The organism is Klebsiella sp. PK18 (assembly GCF_057784655.1).
The window spans coordinates 1,303,315-1,321,119 of record NZ_CM173493.1; the positions used below are offsets into that span (position 1 = coordinate 1,303,315).

The following is a 17,805-nucleotide window of genomic DNA, read 5'->3' on the forward strand; positions in this document are numbered from 1 at the left end:
TGGTCGAGATATTGCCCATGCTACGTATCGCTAAAGAAGCCCTGACGTTTGACGACGTCCTCCTCGTTCCCGCTCATTCTACCGTTCTGCCGAATACTGCCGATCTCAGCACTCAGCTGACGAAAACCATTCGTCTGAATATTCCTATGCTCTCCGCAGCCATGGATACCGTAACGGAAGCGCGTCTGGCTATTGCCCTGGCACAGGAAGGCGGCATCGGCTTTATTCACAAAAACATGTCCATCGAGCGCCAGGCGGAAGAAGTTCGTCGCGTGAAGAAACATGAGTCCGGCGTGGTCACCGACCCGCAGACCGTTCTGCCAACCACCACCCTGCGTGAAGTGAAAGAGCTGACCGAGCGTAACGGCTTCGCCGGCTACCCGGTGGTTACCGAAGAGAACGAGCTGGTCGGTATCATCACTGGCCGCGACGTGCGTTTCGTCACCGATTTGAACCAGCCGGTCAGCGTCTATATGACCCCGAAAGAGCGCCTGGTTACCGTACGTGAAGGCGAAAGCCGCGAGGTGGTCTTCGCTAAGATGCATGAAAAACGCGTTGAGAAGGCGCTGGTCGTGGATGAGAGCTTCCACCTGCGCGGCATGATCACCGTTAAAGATTTCCAGAAAGCAGAACGTAAACCGAATGCCTGTAAAGATGAGCAGGGACGTCTGCGCGTAGGCGCGGCGGTCGGCGCTGGTGCCGGCAACGAAGAGCGCGTAGACGCGCTGGTAGCCGCGGGCGTTGACGTTCTGCTGATCGACTCCTCGCACGGTCATTCTGAAGGCGTCCTGCAGCGCATTCGTGAAACCCGCGCGAAATACCCAGACCTGCAAATCATCGGCGGCAACGTGGCCACCGGTGCAGGCGCGCGCGCGCTGGCGGAAGCCGGTTGCAGCGCAGTGAAAGTGGGTATCGGCCCGGGCTCCATCTGTACGACCCGTATCGTCACCGGCGTAGGCGTGCCGCAGATCACCGCCGTTTCCGACGCGGTGGAAGCACTGGAAGGGACCGGTATTCCGGTTATCGCTGACGGCGGTATCCGTTTCTCCGGCGATATCGCCAAAGCCATCGCTGCCGGCGCGGCTGCGGTGATGGTCGGCTCTATGCTGGCGGGTACCGAAGAATCCCCGGGTGAAATCGAACTCTACCAGGGCCGTTCTTACAAATCTTACCGCGGCATGGGCTCTCTTGGCGCGATGTCTAAAGGCTCCTCTGACCGCTACTTCCAGAGCGATAACGCCGCTGACAAACTGGTGCCGGAAGGTATCGAAGGCCGCGTGGCCTATAAAGGTCGCCTGAAAGAGATTATTCACCAGCAGATGGGCGGTCTGCGTTCCTGTATGGGCCTGACCGGCTGTGGTACCATTGACCTGCTGCGTACCAAAGCTGAATTCGTACGCATCAGCGGTGCGGGTATTCAGGAAAGCCACGTTCACGACGTGACCATCACCAAAGAGTCCCCGAACTACCGTCTGGGCTCCTGATTTCTTCGCCCGACCTAGCGTCGGGCGATTTATTTACTCTGTTTCACTTGCCTCGGAATTAGCGTCAATGACGGAAAACATTCATAAACATCGCATTCTCATCCTCGACTTCGGCTCTCAGTATACTCAGCTGGTGGCGCGTCGCGTGCGTGAGCTGGGCGTCTACTGTGAGCTGTGGGCGTGGGATGTCACGGAAGCACAGATCCGCGAATTCAATCCAAGCGGCATCATTCTTTCCGGCGGCCCGGAAAGTACTACCGAAGAGAACAGCCCGCGCGCGCCGCAGTATGTGTTTGAAGCCGGCGTGCCGGTATTTGGCGTCTGCTACGGCATGCAGACCATGGCGATGCAGCTGGGCGGCCATGTGGAAGGTTCTAACGAGCGTGAGTTTGGCTACGCGCAGGTTGAAGTGGTTAACGACAGCGCGCTGGTGCGTGGTATCGAAGACTCCCTGACCGCAGACGGTAAACCGCTGCTGGACGTGTGGATGAGCCACGGCGACAAGGTCACCGCCATCCCGTCTGACTTCGTCACCGTCGCCAGCACCGACAACTGCCCGTTTGCCATTATGGCCAACGAAGAAAAACGCTTCTACGGCGTGCAGTTCCACCCGGAAGTGACCCACACCCGTCAGGGGATGCGTATGCTGGAGCGCTTCGTGCGCGACATCTGCCAGTGTGAAGCCCTGTGGACCCCGGCGAAAATCATCGACGACGCCGTTGAGCGTATCCGCCAGCAGGTTGGCGATGACAAAGTGATCCTTGGCCTCTCCGGCGGCGTGGACTCTTCGGTGACCGCGATGTTGCTGCACCGCGCCATCGGCAAAAACCTGACCTGCGTATTCGTGGATAACGGTCTCCTGCGTCTGAATGAAGCGCAGCAGGTGATGGACATGTTTGGCGACCACTTTGGCCTGAACATTGTTCACGTTGAAGGCGAGCAGCGCTTCCTCGATGCGCTGAAAGGCGAGAACGATCCGGAAGCGAAACGTAAAATCATCGGCCGCGTCTTCGTGGAAGTGTTCGACGAAGAAGCGCTGAAGCTGGACGACGTCAAATGGCTGGCGCAGGGTACCATCTACCCTGACGTTATCGAATCTGCCGCTTCCGCTACCGGTAAAGCGCACGTCATCAAATCTCACCACAACGTGGGCGGCCTGCCGAAAGAGATGAAGATGGGGCTGGTTGAGCCGCTGCGTGAGCTGTTCAAAGACGAAGTGCGTAAGATCGGTCTGGAACTGGGCCTGCCGTACGATATGCTCTACCGTCACCCGTTCCCGGGCCCGGGCCTCGGCGTGCGCGTGCTGGGCGAAGTGAAGAAAGAGTACTGCGACCTGCTGCGTCGTGCGGACGCTATCTTCATCGAAGAGCTGCACAAAGCTGACCTGTACAACAAAGTGAGCCAGGCGTTTACCGTGTTCCTGCCGGTGCGCTCCGTCGGCGTAATGGGCGATGGGCGTAAATACGACTGGGTCGTTTCCCTGCGTGCGGTGGAAACCATCGACTTTATGACCGCGCACTGGGCGCACCTGCCGTATGATTTCCTCGGCCGCGTCTCTAACCGCATTATCAATGAAGTGAACGGTATCTCCCGCGTGGTGTATGACATCAGCGGTAAGCCGCCAGCAACGATTGAGTGGGAATGATTTCGCGTCTGGCAACAGCCTGCACGTAAAAGCAGTAAAGTACCTCTAAGCCCGCGTAACTGCGGGCTTTTTTGTTTTTATGTCTGGCACTTTCTGGCAGTTGTTAGCAACGGGAAGCACGGTTTTTTCAATGGAATTTTTGATGGTACTCTCTGGTTTTGAATTCAGGTTTGAAAAAGTACCATGTAATAAATTTCGGTTGAGTTATGGTATTTGTTTTTTATAACTCAATTAAAAACAGAGAGTTAAACAACTTTTCTGGATTTTTTACAACATGGTATTTTTGATAAAGGAAAACAATAAAACATGTTGACTGACACCAGGCTGCGTCACCTTAAGCCGAAGGAGAAACTCTATAAAGTTAATGACCGTGATGGTCTGTATGTTGCGGTCACTCCGGCTGGAACTATTTCATTTCGTTATAACTATTCAATAAACGGAAGACAGGAGACCGTTACTTTTGGCCGCTATGGTGTTGGAGGGATCACGCTTGCAGAAGCGCGTGAACGGCTCAATGAAGCCAAAAAAATGGTTGCCGGTGGAAGATCGCCAGCGAGGGAAAAAGCTAGAGATAAAGCGCGTATCAAAGATGCGGAGACTTTTGGTGCATGGGCTGAGAAATGGTTACGCGGCTATCAAATGGCTGAATCGACGCGTGATATGCGGCGTTCAGTATATCAAAGGGAGTTGAAGTCAAAATTTGCGCAGCAGAAATTGACCGAGATTACACATGAAGACTTACGCGCATTAACCGATAACATTGTCGAGAGAGGGGCACCGGCGACAGCTGTGCACGTCAGAGAGATTGTATTGCAAGTCTATCGTTGGGCTATTGAGCGCGGTCAGAAGGTTGAGAATCCCGCTGATCTGGTACGGCCTGCAAGCATAGCGAAATTTGAGCCTCGTGACAGGGCATTGACGCCAGTTGAAATTGGTCTGATGTATCGTTACATGGAACGGGTAGGAACGACGCCATCAATCAGAGCAGCGGTTAAACTTTTGCTGTTAACGATGGTACGTAAAAGTGAGCTTACTAACGCAACCTGGAACGAGATCAATTTTAGTGAGGCATTATGGACGATACCAAAGGAAAGGATGAAACGACGTAATCCACATTTGGTTTTTCTTTCCAGACAGGCAATGGATATTATGGTTGCTCTCAAAACCTTTGCCGGTAGCTCTGATTTTATCCTTCCTTCGCGGTACGATTCCGATGCGCCAATGAGTAGCGCTACTTTAAACCGGGTTTTGACACTGACGTATCGTCTGGCTCAGAAAGAAGGGGAGTTGTTACCTAAGTTTGGTCCCCATGACTTACGGCGTACTGCCAGCACCTTGCTACATGAGGCCGGGTACAATACTGACTGGATTGAGAAGTGCCTTGCCCATGAACAAAAGGGGGTACGAGCTGTTTATAACAAGGCTGAATATCGTGAGCAGAGGGCCGAGATGCTACAAGATTGGGCGAATATGATTGATGAATGGACTAGTAAGTAGTTAATAATCAGTAATTTAAGTGGATATACTTCTTTTATCTACGCCAGGAGAGCAATTTTAGCCGCTAAAATTTACTGAATCTTTACTGGTTTTATCTGGATTGCATAAAAAGGAAAAATAAAAGTGCCTGAGTTGTCTGTAATTATACAATGGATGAATCAATACCCTAAGACCGGCTGGCTGTTGCTGTGTATCTATATTGCACTCGGTGTAGTTCGTCACAGAGTAATTAATGCTGAATCTGGAAGTGTATTTCGTGGACTACTCAATCTTAGGAAGCGCCGGCTAGAGCAAATGCTGACACAGCCATATTTGAATAAAAATGCGGTCCGTCTGGCAAAGCGTGAGCTTCGTCAGCGCAGCCTTTATCGGCTCACAGGCTTGTATAATTATCGGCTGCAGGATTTGGCTGTAATAATGTGTGATCGATATGGGTTGCGGGCTGGTTATCTCAAGCCGTGGCGTAACTGGCTCGAAGAACGGGATGGACGGATTGTGTTCAACAGGAAATGGCATTGTTTTCGCTGGCGTCTTTTTCTGGTAGGTCAGATTGTAAACACAGTTCTACTAATATTATTCATTATGTATATAGTTTCTCATTCTTCGGCCGAAATGATCGCACCGCTTATGTTACTCTTCATGCTTGTATGGTGGTTTCCTTGGCTAATGATCACCTCGGTACCTACCCCTAGGTGGACTCGCGAAATGGAAGTCTATCTTGAGAAATTTAACGCTGAACAGACCATGGTTTAAACTGTTCTTTGTTACCATGCATTCAGAGTGAATTGTCAGAGTTTTGGAAGATTCCATCCTACGAGTAATACTCACACGGTAATTCACATAATCCATAGGTTAAGTCATAAGCTTCTTGACCCTACATCAGAAGACGAATTTTAGCTGCTAAAAGTTTGGGCATATTTGGACTAAAATGACACCGACATGATTCTAATAATTAAGCCAGTACCTAATGAGCCAAGAGAAGACAACTGTAAACGCCCCTTGGCTTAGACTTGCTTTCAGGAAAGCGAATGCTTTTTATGGTCAGGGACAAGTAAGGGGATGAGCCATTGCATAACCATAAAACCAATTCGTTCTATGTCATTACAGATCGGCTTCAGTGATTTACTGGTGAGGTAGTATCACTGTGATCCGTTTTGCATAACGCTTACAGCTGCGCTACAAACAATAAACTATAATACTGTATTTTCAAAATCATCAATTTGAAGCAGGGTAATCGCGAAAAACCACTCGTAAGTGGCTGGTTATAATTCAATAAAGTGGATGATATTAAGACTTAAACTGCCACCATAATAGCTCGTGGATATACTATTTTAAATATAAAATTCTTTCCTCACAGACGCTAAGGCCTTGGACACAGCCTGCTTTGTCATAGTTGTGTAGTGATTTTTTTCTAAAACCTGTGCGGTTTCAAACTGGTTAAAACCTTGGTGTTTTAATATGATTATTTTTTTCTTAGTATCAGTGAATTTGGAGTCAACCATTCGTCTGGCAATATTCCTAAGTTTATCTAGATCTGCTGGGGTTAAAGTTTGACCCTGCATCCACTCATGAAAATAGGTATCAATCAATATATCCCCTGTGTTTGCGTTAGCTTTATGCGGTTTAGCGCATTGCCGTCTAAGCCTTATTAATTCTTTATTGAACTGTTCGAGAGACCGCTTTCCTTGTCTGTATTTTGGATTCCATAGACCATTGGTGAGTTTGGGCCTATGGTCAGAACAATATCGATGACTAAGGACCTGTTTTTCATGAACGGGGAACTCATTATCGTTAGCAACAAATTCTGATATCTCACTGATTAACTTGGAAAATTCGGTTAGATTACCGCAGAACTCGCAATAACCGAGCTTACGCTGTGAATTTATAGTTACTCCTTTTGCAGGAGAGGATTTCTTCGGCCGCTTGGATGCGCACTCACTGACTAATTCAATAAGAGACTCAATCGTAGCGGTAAAGCATTTATCAAGAGAAGTTTGTTGATCTAAAGTCAGAACGAAATTACGCAAAAGAAGTCTTTGTGCCTGTACTACGACGTTTAAGCCCACTTTTTTAAGTACATCACTAAATCCTAGATTTACTCCAGAAATGTAGTCTTTATGACTTGGTGGCAGGGAATTTACATAAGCAGCTACTGCTGGATCAATAACTTCCTGTATGAGACGCAGTATTGGATACCTCCGTGAAAATATGGAGTACGGATAACTACGCTCTACAAATAATTTAATTGCAGCTGCAACTGTGAGGTCACAGCCTTCCCAGATAGTAATTTTCATGTCAACCATTTTAGCCAATGAATAGGTTTTAGCAAGTGGTAATGCTTGGCATTGTATAGGCCTGATTGGAAACAGGAGGAAGGCAGATGCAAACAAAGGCACATAGCACGCTCATTAACAGAAAAACACTTCTGGAAATGATCCCATTGTCAGCCCGCACTATTTATAACCTTGAACAGCGAGGCGAGTTTCCTCGCCGTATAGCACTTACTAGCCGAAATGTTGCATGGCAGTTATCCGAAGTAGAACAGTGGATTGCGGATCGTAAATCAGCAATGTTTAAAGCGGCCAGACCCGGTGTTGTTTTAGGTAGGTAACAGCAATGTCATTGAACATAATGGAAGCATTTGAAGCTAAGCCACAACCAATTGATTACGTCTTGCCTAATTTGGCTATTGGTACTATCGGAGCGATTGTTTCTCCGGGAGGCGCTGGAAAGTCAATGCTGGCATTACAATTGGCTGTGCAGATTACTTGTGGTGTAGATCTTTTAAACTTTGGTGAATATCCGACTGGGTTGGTGGCATATTTACCTGTGGAGGACTCTGAAACCATCGTTCACCATCGTTTATATGCTTTGGGAAAATATCTAACAGCACGTCAGCAGCAGATTGTAGCTGATAAGCTACTGGTCGAACCTTTGGTAGGGAAGTGTCCAAATATTTTCTTGCCGGATTGGAGCAACTTGATCAATAAAGTTTCAAAAGGTAGACGTTTAATAATTTTGGATACTCTTCGCCGTTTCCACCAGGAGGATGAGAATAATAGCGCAGCAATGTCCAAAGTCATTGGAAAGCTAGAAGGTATTGCTGCTGATACTGGATGTTCGATTATATTTCTACACCATTCAAACAAAGGCGCTGCCACGATGGGGGTTGGTGATATACAGCAGGCAAGCAGGGGTAGTAGCGTCCTGGTTGATAATATACGGTGGCAATCTTATCTGGCGGGCATGACCGCCTTGGAAGCGAAGACGTATGGTATTTCTGATGATGTTCGAGGTCAATTTGTTAGATTTGGAATAAATAAAGTAAATTATGGAGAACGTGCGCCAGATCGTTGGTTACAGAGACATGAGGGGGGAGTATTAAAAATAACGGCGCTCAGCTCGAAGAATAATAAAAAGCTTACTAAAGAAAGAACATCTACCTGGAGTGGCGCTGACAATGACAACTGGTAATAAAGTGGCACCCACAAGTACAGCTTGGCAAGCCCGAGTAATTCTGTACCAGCCAAGCCAGCGTCCTAAGGAGGTGAAGGGACAATGGATGGAGACTAGTTTTGGTCGTTGTCGTGTTACCGGACGGCTCGGACAGCGTCATGCCGATATCGTAGAGACAATATTATATGTTGCCGAGCAACGTCGTGAAATTTCTGATGGTGGAATCGAATTATTAGTAGATCCAGCGAAAGTACGCCGAACGCTATCCGATGCACAATACAGTTATGGTCATATACAGAAATTGCTTTTAGATCTGCGCGTCGCAACAGTTGAAATTATAACGCCAGAGCTGGAGAAAAGCGGCGACTGTATAATAGGGGGACTGATCGATCATGTAGTGCCATCACCTATGACGCGTCCAGATCCTTTGACTGGGGGAGAACGCCGTTTATGGCGTGTCCGTCTGGGTGTTGCATTAGCGATGTTACTCAAAAAAGATTTGCCATTTTATTATCATCCTGGCCCCATAGCTCGGCTACAACATGGTATTAGCCAGGCAGTCGCTCGTCATGTCTTAACCCATAGGAATAATCCTTTAGGAGGGTGGTATATGGATACGTTGATATTAGCAGTGTGCGGTGAAGGAACGAGTAATATGACTTTACGTAACTATCGTCGGAGATTGAAAGAAGATTCCGTGCAATTGCTGGAAATTGGAATTGATTTGAATGGTTCTAGGATAAAACGTGTCACAACGGCCCGATATTGTGTCACAACGGCCCGATAGCGTGTTATAGCGGCCCGGTAGCGTGCTACAGCGGCCCGATTTTTTACTATTCAGCAGTATTTACAGGATCGTTCAGGATCTACAGTCTTTGAAATCACCTGTCTGAGCAGGCGCTTTCAAATCTAGAATCGGCCAAAGGCCGATGGTTGTACGCCAGAAGAAGAGATTACTTACTCGTTTGGTATATTGACACTTGAGGTAGGTTTTATGACATATGAGGTACGCCCCTAGCTTTAGGCATAGGGAGGAAGATTTTAGCCGCTAAAATCTGCAATGCACATGCTTTGACAATGTAAGAAAAAAGTGCATGAGAAAATAAAAGATTTCTTACAATATATCGAAACATAAATACAGTTGGTGGACGCCCATTTATAACTACTAAAGGTCATTTTCAAAAGGGAGAAATATAGTTTCCTTGCAAGAAACACATTTGCTGCAGATCTTTACCCGAGTAATTCTATATTAATACGTTAAGAAAACACATCCTGTACACTGAAATACACATTGATGTGCACAGATATACTACGGCAACAGTAGGGCAGGACATGTAAAGTAGGCCCACCGCTACGGTGTTCCAACTTTACCACTCCCTATTCGCCGCATCGCGGCTCAAGGGCGTCCTGCTCTGCGAGGCTGCCAGGCTACCGCCTGTATGGAGAGCTATATGAAAGTTACTCAGACTAGAAAAAATAGTACGCCAATAAAAGTTTATTGTTTACCCGAAGAAAAAATTCTCATCCAAGAAAATGCAGAAGCATCTGGATTAAGTCTTGCCTGTTTTGTTCGTAGAGTTGCAATGGGTTATCAGGTTGATTCTATCGTAGATATAAAACAGGTTAATGAACTTAGCCGAGTAAACGCTGATCTTGGAAGACTTGGCGGATTACTTAAATTATGGCTCGCAAATGATCCTCGAACAGTTGATTTTTCACCCACACTGATAAGAACCTTGCTTGCGAAAATAGAATCAACTCGGCAAGAACTAAGGAACATTATGGATAAAATTTTGGATAAATAAATGTGTGGTTTCCTATATACCTGCGTCTGTTAAAAGACAGTGTGTTAAATATTACTGAACTGATGAAAAAGAGGTAAGCAAATGAATTTAATGTTCCGAGTGGTTTCATTACAAAGAGGGATTTTAGCCGCTAAAAAAGCTTTAATAGTTCCTTTCGTGGCGTCCGTCATGGCATTACCGGTTAAGGCCGGAATTCCCGTTATTGATGGCACTAATGTGGTTCAGACCACAATCAGCGCAGTTAACAACGTTCAGGCTGTGACTAAACAGATCCAGCAGTACCAGACGCAGCTGCAGCAGTATGAAAACATGCTCAAAAATACCGTCGCACCTGCGGCCTATATCTGGGATCAGGCCAATTCAACCATCAACAAATTGTTGCAGGCGCAGGACACTCTTAATTACTACAAAAATCAGGCCGGGAGTCTTGATTCATATCTGAAACGTTATCAGGACGTGAATTACTACCGCTCATCACCGTGCTTTAACAGTAATGTTGAATGTACTGCAGATGAAATCAGCGCACTGCGTAAAGCAGAACAGAACAGCTCTGAGGCGCGTAAAAAGGCCAATGACGCCGTTTTTAAGGCTCTTGATGAACAGCAAGAAACACTGCAAAGCGATGCTGATAACCTGGCAGATTTGCAAACTCAGGCAACCGGCGCACAAGGGCAAATGGAAGCTATTCAGGCGGCAAACCAGCTTGCCAGTGCACAGACAAACCAGTTACTGCAAATCCGCTCTCTCTTGGTAGCCCAGCAAAACGCTGCAGCAACGCTGGCACAGACTCAGGCAGATAAAGAATCACAACAGATAGCCGCTGATGAAAAAGCGTTAGCTGGAGAGAATACACCAAGCCCGAAGCGAATTTGGTGAGGAAACGCAGAATGAAAGATAATCTTTTGATTGTATTTATTCTGATCAGTTTATTGGCCATATGTTCTTGCGATAAAAATGATAAAGATTGTTTATCGACGCCAGATAATAAATTTGATGAAAATAAATACGATAAATGTGCTCTACGGAGTAATAATAAACCAAGCCCTAAACGAGAATGGTAATCATGAAAATAGTAAGTAAGCTCACCTTTTTAGGTATCATACTTTTCTTTTCTATAAATGCCTATGCTGGTCAATTAGATAGTAGCGGGCTACTTGATTCTTTATTAGATAAATTTCAACAAGTAGCCAGTACATGGACAACAGTAATTGCTGACTATGCAAATTGGCTCTTCTGGGGGCTGGTATTAATAAGTATGGTTTGGACATTTGGTATGATGGCGATGCAAGGGGAAGGGTTGACAGGCGTACTTGCTGAAATAGTTCGCTTTTTTGCCGTCATTGGTTTTTTTTATTATCTTTTAATCAACGGCCCATCCATATCGCAATCCATCATTAATTCAATGAGACAACTTGCAGCAAACGCTTTAGGAATAAGTACTGGTATTTCGCCCTCAAGTATAGTTGATATGGCGTTTGCAATATTAACAAAGGTCAGTTCAGCCGCATCAATTTGGTCGCCAATGATATCCACCATTATGATAACAGTCGCGATAATCGTTTTGGTAGTGATGTCCCTTATAGCGGTAAATATGCTAATCATGTTGGTTTCTGCATGGGTGTTATGTTATGCAGGAGTTATATTGCTTGGATTTGGTGGTTCGAAATGGACCTCTGATATAGCAATTAATTACTTACGAACTGTTTTATCGATTGGCCTTCAATTATTCACGATGACATTAATTATTGGGATTGGACAATCATTTATAGATCAATATTTTTCTCTTATTAGAGATGATGTTCCTGATCTTAATAGTCTTATCGTTTTGCTTCTGGCGTCAATTATCCTGTTAGTATTAACGAATAAGCTACCACTGTTGTTATCAGGTGTTGTAGGAGGGGCTTCTTTACAAGGGATTGGTGGATTTGGGGCGGGTATGATTACCGGCGCTGCCGCTACTGCCATCAGCGGTGCAGGAGCAATGGCAATGGGGGCATCAGCTCAACTCAGCGGCGGAGCCTCTGCATTAAAGGCAGCGTTCGAGTCTGCGCAAGCTGCCATGGCCGAAGAATCTGGTTCAGGTGGTGGAGGCCGTTCCGGTGGAGGATTTGGCGGCGGGGAAGATACCGGTTCTGTAGATACTTCTGGAGGCCAACCCTCAGGCAGTTCCGGTGGTTCGTCAGCAGGGAGCAGTTCAGTTAGCACCAGTGGAGGAAGTCAGGGGTTTGCTTCATTCTCACGAGCTGGCCGCATGGCAAGCCATATGGGAAGCAGCATGGCCAACGGAGCTGCTGAGTACCAGAAAATGAAGCGAAGTAGCAATTCTTCTCGTGTCCAACAAACTATTGGAGGGGAGTTGGCGACTCAGATACGTAAGCAGACAGCTACTCATCGGGATAACCGCGAACATGATGATTTTGCCGATGATAGCTTATCGGGTAATAATAAATCTTAAGTCACGTGCGTCAGTTAACGAGGTAGCGTGAGCTGACGCTTTCACTGTGCGAACTTTACTCCTGCAATTCAAAGGAAAAACATGTCCAGGACTCCCTATACACGGTTACGCATTGAGGGCTTCCGCAAAGCAGAGGCTTCCCTGAGACTTGAAGGAATGGACCCCAGTGGTACGCCACTGTACGAGTCCATTAAGGCACGTATTATTTCAGGTGAGCTTACGTATGAGCTGGGGCGTTCAGAGATTCTTGCATACTACACAAAAGCAGATACCGCCGGGCCTGTGACAGTGGGAGAAATGTTGGCAGAGGAATTTTTGAAACCGCTGAACATGTCTAATGATGCTTTAGGAGAAGCTATGGGGATTTCTCGGCAGGATGTTGAATATATCATCTGCGGCATGCGTCGTCTTAGCGATAATGAAGCCCGCGTTCTTGCTGAGATATTTGGGACAGACGATGACTTCTGGAGCAATCTTGAGACGTTGCAAGACGGTAAGGAACATCGACGAAAATAATCTGTCTGCTGCCACCACACTTGCAGTAACACAGCCGCCCCTCAAATGTCATAAAAGTTAGAACACTTATCGGGGTCTTTACTCGAAGCAACAATTCTCACCATAAACAGATAACGGTCCTTTGTTAAACTCTGAGTAGGAGCATGAATTAGCTATAGAGCCGGGTTCCATTCTTTTAAACTCACTACCATGAAGTTGCAACGAAAGTTAGCCATCCTCCCCTATTTCAAGAAAGGTAGCGTCTGTCATGGCACTTGAATCCTCGTTTAGCTTTTTCAGCAAAGCGGGCACTTGTCTTTAATGGACCATATCCTCTTTAGGTGATCAATATTTTCTGTAGGTAAAGTGACCGACGCTTTACGCATTGACTTGTCTAAATCATGTATGAGCATTGTTGGATAGGCAATTGCAAGGTGGTCTGCAAGATATGTATATATAAACTTGTCGTCATCCCGATATGACCTGAAACGCTTTCCGAGATCTGATTCTCCAGATATTAAGCAGCGATGGAAATCTGGGTCAGTAAAGCCATGTGTATAATTGACATTTTCCCTGTGCTTTCTGAGGCTTTCATAAGCTTCCTGAGAGTCTGAGGATAAAAACCAGCTTTTATTCATACAAGGTATCTTTCTGAGAGTAACCCAGTTCCAATGGTGGCTTGATTTACCACCCTTTAAAAACTTACTGCTTTGAATATCTAATAGCATTTCTCCGCTGCAGTTGAAGGGGATAACTCGATTTAAGATGAGCATTGCACGCAGGCTGTAGAAGCACGAATAATAAAGTCTCACGATTGACCAAGATATTGAGCCCTTCTGTAGTCCTGAGATGGCTTCGGCATAAGATAAAGCTGCTGCATATGCTGATCCTACTAAAGCATCATCAATAGTTGAACTTATAGCAGAAATATCGGCATTGCTAGGAGTGAAATGGTCGTAGGAAACTCCTGAAGGTTTATTAGAGAAGGATTGGCTTGCTAATCTGGCAGCATCTGACATGTTTTTCTGACTAGAGTTTGAAGCCCTGAGAAGAGCTTATTGGCTTAAACGAACTAATGAGTCGATCCCTTACTGCATTTGCTGCTTCGGAACCCCCAAGGCCTTTTACATCTTCCTGCATAATGAGGCTTGTCTCATCCATGGAAAGTGCGTCCACTATTGTTGATGTTTCAAACGATGATTGACTTTTGCAATAGTCAAACATGTGGCTTCTAAAGAAATCAATTGCGCCAATGAAGCCTGATGCGTAGATAAAAGCGTTCGCCCTATCGTCCCATTTATGATCATATTTATCCATAATTGCTGAGAAGTAGTTAGAAAATATTATCTTTTGGATTTCCAGTTCTGTGGCACCGATTTGTTCAAGCTGTCCCTTCGAATCGACCAGAGGTTTGATAGCGTTTACAGCGGTAGAAAGTGCGATACCCCCACGTTGTCGTTCTTGGTTTGGCAACTTAATCCATCTGTAATATGGCTGTCCTTCAGCGCAAAGATGAAAGACTATATCGTTAGCTCGGATTGCCGCAGGATCCATCAGATCTGACGCAGTCACACCATAGAGGTCGAATACTAAGCTCTTAGGAGCAGGGCGCTGCTCAGTGTTTATGGAAATGAAAATTCGAGCGCTGTGTGCGGTATCTAGATTTTCGTAAATTGCCACAGGGATTTGGTAGTCTGCTACTGATGGATCATCCTCAATCGCTGCTTTAAGACCAGCAACCCGGTGCTGGCCGTCAATGATTTGTGCCAATTTGGGTAGATCTAAAATTTCGACCTGCCCGTTATTCACGGCCATGCTTCCTCCAATCCAGTTCAGGACAATGGAGGCAGGAAAATCACCCATTCGCAGCGCAAAGTCTTTGATACCTGCTATTCGGGAGTTATTTAGCACGCGTTGCACAGCTCCTTCTTCTTGGTCTTTTCTCCGCACGGATGCATAGGAGATACGGGTCAATAGCCCCGCTGGTAATGAGACGAGCTTGAAGGAATGTTCTTTCTGCTGAACTTCAATGAATGGATAGGTTTGCATAAGGTTTGACCCAATTCTTTCGCGTAAGTTTATGCGTGCATGGTGTTATGCGTCAAGAAATGTTGGTTCCGTTTTTCTGATCTGTTAGGTCCGTAGCGCTGGCTTGGCATCCCGTGGTTTACACGATGGTCTAAGTTTTTAGAGTTCGCTAGTGTGTTACAGGTGGTGTTGCGTCTCGTTGACAGCAAAACACACGATTTTAGGGCCATGGATCTTCCTATTCCACTCGACATTCCAGTGTCATTATACCCCTTGAGGATTTTGTTTCTGGACTGCTTTTGTAGTGTTTGTTGTGGTATTGAACTATGGTTGATTACTTAATAAATTGATTTTATTTATTTTTTTTCTTCTATTTATAATTGAGTGGGAGTGACCCCGCGTCTGGGATAGACCGGTAGCGAGTGGCAAGAAACACCCGGAAGCCAGTGTAATTGCGGGCTTTTTGCGTTTTCGACCTCGCACTATCTGGCAATTTTTCGCATCGCCAAGCCCTCCGTTTTTATGGCATTGTAGAAGGTACGATCTGATCCTAGTGCCACGTTCGGCACTCGATACCATGTCGCTCCTAACCAGATAGACATGATATCTATTTAAATTAATATATTGATTTATAATATTTTTATTGGTTTTTTTGCGATGGGGGAGCATGGTGTTTTCTAGAAAAAACCTGACTATGCTGACCGATACCAAGCTGCGTAACATCAAGTCGAAAGACAAGCTCTACAAAGTGAACGACCGTAACGGCCTCTATGTAACCATCGCGCCTGCGGGTCGATTTCATTCCGCTATAACTACTCGATCCACGGCAGGCAGGAGACTATCAAGCGAAGGCCATTGCTTAATCTCAGCATGCTGTCATGAATTAAGGAAATTTGACCATGAGTGAAGAGTGGATTCTCCAGACAAAGGAAACCCGCAGGGTATTTTCTAATGCGGCGTGGGTTCCTTTGAGAGCGTTAGTTGAGAGCAAGAAAGGGGATCTAAAAGAAGTGGGCTATGCCAGTGAATATTTCGGCTGTGGCTCTGTTGCATTCCCGTCAGAGCATCGCCAGCTAGTTGAGGAACGTCTTGGATGGAGCGACATAGGCATTGGCCACACAGTCGCGCCTTATGCATACGAAGATGGATATTATGCGTCCATTGACCAATATCAATACAACGATAAAGAGCCAATAGGTGTCAATCTAGTTTATGAACACCCGCAACCTGTTGTTGGTGGTCGAAAATGGATACTGAGCCCTGATTTGGTAGTCGCGCTGCACTTGGTCAAAGAGGGGGACAACTGGGTCAGACCCGAAGAAAATTTCGTTGTGGTAGCTCGCGAGACAGTGAGTGAAGATGGAGAGCATCGTCAGATAGAAATAAAAAGAGAATTTTTACTCGACTATCTAGCGGCCAGAAATCTGTCGCTCCGCCTTTCATACTACCGACAGAGGGTAGAAAACGTCCCCGTATTTGAGGACAGCGTATATTCAAATTTGCAGCCTCATAGTGAGGAAAGAGATAACGGTAAATTCACCCTAATCATTCGCAAGCTTGATGACGTCTTTGGGGGGAGCTGGGCGATGTTTCGAGCCTGGAGAACAGACGTTGATGAGGGCGAAGACGCCCCTGTGATGGGCCCTGAGAATGACTCGAACACTGACTATGAAAGTTCAAAGGGGCATCGCGGAGGCTATAAAGGTGTACGGGTAGAAGGGGAGTTTTGGCGTGAGGAATGGATAGACCACCAATCAAAAAGCCTACGCGTTCGTGGAGATGCAGATCCGAACCTCCCGCAATTCATCGTGGAAACCGATGGAACGCGAATGAGATCAGCAGAGCTTGATAACGAGGACATAGGCCGCTGGCTATGGTTTCGGGCCAGCGTCGTAAATGAGCTTCTCAATAGTCGAGGATTTAAGTTGGCGTGGTACACGGCTGAAACTGGAGCTATTAATTCCACATCAGGATATAAAACGCATTTCGGGATAAACAGTTCGGATCTTATCACCGTATATGCTTATGACATCGCACGACTCGCCCCATGGGAGCAGCATGTTTGGGCGGGGCATAATGTAGCTCCTGAAGGAAGGGTTTCAAGTGAGCTGCTGGACGCGCAGGTGAGGGCGAAACCGGCATCCACATATGCGGTTGAAGAAATGTTTTTTGGAAGCATGAGGCTTTTGGAAGACGGCTTCAGGCATAAATACGAAATATCGCTGTTCACCCATGATATTGATGACTCCGAAGTAGGGCAGCAAATATCTAGGTTTGCAAGCAAAGACAGAGCGACCCTACTCAGATTAGCCAAGGACATCATTCGCGTATTCTCGGACAGGCTCAACGTAACCGAGCTACGCAAGCTTTCTACACACCAAGATAAAGCCAAGCTCGGCTCAAACAAGTTACTCCAAAGTATTTTGGCTGAGAAAATTGGAGACGACAAAGCCAAGAGAGTATTTGCTGAGATTGCCGGTGTTTATGATATGCGAGTGGGAGATGCACACCCTACAGGTTCAAAGATAACAGACGCGATCAAGCTCGCGGGCGTCGATGAAGAAGACTCGCCATTGCGGCAGGGAGAGCAACTCATTCACAACGTTGGGCGATCGATTTGGCACATAGGGAAATTCTTGTTCGGCGAGACTGATGAGTCGGACGAGTAGCAATGACTGCTTCTGGCCGTTTTCTGTCAGTCCTGACAAGCGGTACTGCCAGAAACGGAAGGATTTTTAGTGGCCTGAGCAGGTTATACTCCAGGCTAAGGGCATCCATGAACTATGGGTGATTGATGAAAGACCTTAGTCAGACGAGGCAATGGTCGAGCTTTTCCAAGCCGATCCATCTTATGTGGCTGAGTGTATTTGAGTGTATTTGAGTGTATTCAGGATGGTAGCACGTATGAGTTGTTCACCTTGGATAGGCAACTATCGGTAG

Annotated in this window: 16 protein-coding genes and 1 pseudogene; 14 read left to right on the plus strand and 3 right to left on the minus strand. The window is 46.4% G+C overall.

Translation table 11 applies throughout. The features are described from left to right. Positions 1 to 17: 17 nt before the first annotated feature. The 4 genes from guaB to AC3EMD_RS06435 all read left to right on the plus strand — a co-directional run bounded on the left by guaB (position 18) and on the right by AC3EMD_RS06435 (position 5,379). Complete coding sequence (gene guaB, locus AC3EMD_RS06420) at positions 18 to 1,484, plus strand: IMP dehydrogenase (RefSeq protein WP_004151980.1); 1,467 nt, start codon at positions 18 to 20, stop codon at positions 1,482 to 1,484. Between the two features lie 67 nt (positions 1,485 to 1,551). Beyond that, the gene (gene guaA, locus AC3EMD_RS06425) at positions 1,552 to 3,129 is read left to right on the plus strand and encodes a glutamine-hydrolyzing GMP synthase (RefSeq protein WP_008803811.1); all 1,578 of its coding nucleotides are present in this window, start codon (positions 1,552 to 1,554) and stop codon (positions 3,127 to 3,129) included. Between the two features lie 306 nt (positions 3,130 to 3,435). Then, positions 3,436 to 4,626, plus strand: coding sequence for a tyrosine-type recombinase/integrase (locus tag AC3EMD_RS06430; protein ID WP_023328430.1), 1,191 nt, complete (start codon positions 3,436 to 3,438; stop codon positions 4,624 to 4,626). Between the two features lie 123 nt (positions 4,627 to 4,749). Next, positions 4,750 to 5,379 carry a hypothetical protein gene (locus AC3EMD_RS06435; RefSeq protein WP_023308176.1) on the plus strand — a complete coding sequence of 210 codons (630 nt, stop codon included), beginning with the start codon at positions 4,750 to 4,752 and terminating at the stop codon, positions 5,377 to 5,379. 578 nt (positions 5,380 to 5,957) lie between these two features. On the opposite strand, the gene AC3EMD_RS06440 is transcribed toward AC3EMD_RS06435, so the two are convergent. Beyond that, positions 5,958 to 6,929, minus strand: a complete 972-nt coding sequence (locus AC3EMD_RS06440) for a hypothetical protein (protein ID WP_023308175.1) — start codon at positions 6,927 to 6,929, stop codon at positions 5,958 to 5,960. Positions 6,930 to 7,006: 77 nt separating this feature from the next. Here AC3EMD_RS06440 and AC3EMD_RS06445 point away from each other — a divergent pair, with 77 nt between their 5' ends. The 8 genes from AC3EMD_RS06445 to AC3EMD_RS06480 all read left to right on the plus strand — a co-directional run bounded on the left by AC3EMD_RS06445 (position 7,007) and on the right by AC3EMD_RS06480 (position 12,858). Beyond that, entirely contained in the window at positions 7,007 to 7,237 is a 231-nt protein-coding gene (locus AC3EMD_RS06445) for a helix-turn-helix transcriptional regulator (RefSeq protein WP_023308174.1), read from the plus strand. 5 nt (positions 7,238 to 7,242) lie between these two features. Then, on the plus strand, positions 7,243 to 8,100 hold the full coding sequence (locus tag AC3EMD_RS06450) for a helicase RepA family protein (protein WP_023328432.1): 858 nt from the start codon (positions 7,243 to 7,245) through the stop codon (positions 8,098 to 8,100). Further along, positions 8,087 to 8,869, plus strand: a complete 783-nt coding sequence (locus AC3EMD_RS06455; protein WP_023328433.1) for a hypothetical protein — start codon at positions 8,087 to 8,089, stop codon at positions 8,867 to 8,869. The genes AC3EMD_RS06450 and AC3EMD_RS06455 overlap by 14 nt, the downstream gene beginning before the upstream one ends. A gap of 664 nt (positions 8,870 to 9,533) precedes the next feature. Continuing rightward, entirely contained in the window at positions 9,534 to 9,887 is a 354-nt protein-coding gene (gene traJ / locus AC3EMD_RS06460) for a conjugal transfer transcriptional regulator TraJ (RefSeq protein ID WP_071785890.1), read from the plus strand. 81 nt (positions 9,888 to 9,968) lie between these two features. Next, positions 9,969 to 10,763 carry a P-type conjugative transfer protein TrbJ gene (gene trbJ, locus AC3EMD_RS06465; RefSeq protein ID WP_023328434.1) on the plus strand — a complete coding sequence of 265 codons (795 nt, stop codon included), beginning with the start codon at positions 9,969 to 9,971 and terminating at the stop codon, positions 10,761 to 10,763. Positions 10,764 to 10,774: 11 nt separating this feature from the next. Beyond that, on the plus strand, positions 10,775 to 10,948 hold the full coding sequence (locus AC3EMD_RS06470; protein WP_023308170.1) for a hypothetical protein: 174 nt from the start codon (positions 10,775 to 10,777) through the stop codon (positions 10,946 to 10,948). A 2-nt stretch (positions 10,949 to 10,950) separates the two neighbouring features. Then, a complete protein-coding gene (gene trbL / locus AC3EMD_RS06475) occupies positions 10,951 to 12,342 on the plus strand; it encodes a P-type conjugative transfer protein TrbL (protein WP_094334338.1) in 1,392 nt (463 codons plus the stop codon). An 81-nt stretch (positions 12,343 to 12,423) separates the two neighbouring features. Further along, positions 12,424 to 12,858: a HigA family addiction module antitoxin gene (locus tag AC3EMD_RS06480; protein ID WP_094334333.1), complete on the plus strand. Its 435-nt coding sequence runs from the start codon at positions 12,424 to 12,426 to the stop codon at positions 12,856 to 12,858. Between the two features lie 275 nt (positions 12,859 to 13,133). Here the strand turns inward: AC3EMD_RS06480 and AC3EMD_RS06485 are convergent, their stop codons facing one another. Together AC3EMD_RS06485 and AC3EMD_RS06490 are read right to left on the minus strand one after the other, a co-directional pair. Beyond that, positions 13,134 to 13,856 (minus strand): hypothetical protein, encoded by a 723-nt coding sequence (locus AC3EMD_RS06485; RefSeq protein WP_023328437.1) that lies wholly within the window; start codon positions 13,854 to 13,856, stop codon positions 13,134 to 13,136. Between the two features lie 10 nt (positions 13,857 to 13,866). Continuing rightward, positions 13,867 to 14,886 carry a DGQHR domain-containing protein gene (locus tag AC3EMD_RS06490; RefSeq protein ID WP_032430915.1) on the minus strand — a complete coding sequence of 340 codons (1,020 nt, stop codon included), beginning with the start codon at positions 14,884 to 14,886 and terminating at the stop codon, positions 13,867 to 13,869. A 673-nt stretch (positions 14,887 to 15,559) separates the two neighbouring features. Here AC3EMD_RS06490 and AC3EMD_RS06495 point away from each other — a divergent pair. Together AC3EMD_RS06495 and AC3EMD_RS06500 are read left to right on the plus strand one after the other, a co-directional pair. After that, positions 15,560 to 15,708: pseudogene (locus AC3EMD_RS06495) on the plus strand (Arm DNA-binding domain-containing protein); the annotation flags it as partial. Positions 15,709 to 15,764: 56 nt separating this feature from the next. After that, positions 15,765 to 17,534 carry a hypothetical protein gene (locus AC3EMD_RS06500; RefSeq protein WP_155032825.1) on the plus strand — a complete coding sequence of 590 codons (1,770 nt, stop codon included), beginning with the start codon at positions 15,765 to 15,767 and terminating at the stop codon, positions 17,532 to 17,534. Positions 17,535 to 17,805 lie beyond the last annotated feature (271 nt).